1 protein-coding gene is annotated in these 720 nt (G+C 61.0%); it reads left to right on the top strand.

Annotation, left to right across the window (positions count from 1 at the left end; genetic code table 11):
• Positions 1-720 (top strand): Bcr/CflA family efflux MFS transporter (locus EN884_RS37690; protein WP_128361218.1); only part of this gene is annotated, 720 nt, incomplete at both ends.

Here is a 720-nt window from a genome sequence, read left to right on the forward strand (position 1 = left end):
ATGCCGGGGATCCTCGAGACATCGCCTGATGTCATCCAGCTGACGCTGAGCCTCTACATGATCTGTCTTGGGCTCGGCCAAGTCGTCTTCGGCCCGATTTCCGACAGGATCGGCAGGCGCCCGGTGCTGATCGGTGGCGCGCTTTTGTTTTCAGGCGCTTCCTTTCTGCTCGCCAGCACCTCACTGGCCGCTGTCTTCGTCGTCCTGCGCGTCATGCAGTCCATTGGTGCGTCCGCCATTCTCGTTGCAACCTTCGCAACGGTTCGCGACGTCTATGCGCAAAGACCCGAAAGTGCCGTCATTTACGGCCTGTTCAGCTCGATGTTGGCTTTCGTGCCGGCGTTGGGGCCGGTTGCCGGTGCGTTGATTGCCGACAATTTCGGCTGGCGGGCGATCTTCCTGACGCTCGGAGTCCTGGCCACGGCAGCTACCCTCAACGCATGGCCGAAATGGCACGAAACCCGCCCCTCGAATGGCGATACCAGGCGAATGGCGCTTCGACCCATTCTCTCCAGTCTTGCCTTCTGGACCTACACGCTTGCATTCAGTGCCGCCATGGGCGCCTTCTTCGTGTTCTTTTCGACTGCGCCACGGGTGCTCATGGATCGCGCCGGCTTTTCACAGTTCGGCTTCAGTCTAGCCTTCGCCACCGCGGCGCTGGTGATGATCGTCACCACCCGTTTCGCCAGAAGGTTCATTGCAAGCTGGGGCATCGCCGGC

Origin of the sequence: Mesorhizobium sp. M7A.F.Ca.AU.001.01.1.1 (assembly GCF_004022735.1) — a bacterium.
Lineage (GTDB): Bacteria > Pseudomonadota > Alphaproteobacteria > Rhizobiales > Rhizobiaceae > Mesorhizobium > Mesorhizobium ciceri.